Source organism: Gilvimarinus sp. 1_MG-2023 (assembly GCF_030548285.1).
The window spans coordinates 1-409 of record NZ_JAUOSC010000231.1 but is presented as its reverse complement, the minus strand read 5'-3'; the positions used below and the strand labels follow the sequence as shown (position 1 = coordinate 409).

Below are 409 nucleotides of genomic sequence, written 5' to 3'. Positions count from 1 at the left end.
CACTTCATTCAGGTAGGCTTGCAGAATCTCGGCCTTGCTGTGATGCAGCTCCAGCAGAATCGCCATCAAGGCTTCCTGCGCCTTGCGCATCAAGGTGCGCTCACTGGTTAAAAAAAAGTTTTTGACCAGCTGTTGTGTCAGTGTCGAGCCACCCTGCACAACACCACCGGCTTGAATATTGGCCACCAGCGCCCGGCTAATGCCTCGTAATGAAATACCATGATGTTCAAAAAAGTGGTTGTCTTCCGTTACCACCAGCGCAGCCAACAGATCGCTGGGCACCTGATCCAGTGTCACCAGTTCACGATCTTCGTTATGGGACGGGAAGATACCGCCAACGTATTGCGGCTCCAGCCGGACCAGCGGCACCGCCTTGCCATTTACCGACAACTGTTCGACCCGCTGATCC

Annotated in this window: 1 protein-coding gene; it reads right to left on the bottom strand. The window is 54.3% G+C overall.

Going from position 1 to position 409, the window contains the following annotated elements; all coding sequences use genetic code 11:
- The coding region (locus Q4563_RS16565; RefSeq protein WP_303605266.1) for a transglycosylase domain-containing protein at positions 1-409 on the bottom strand (409 nt) is incomplete at both ends.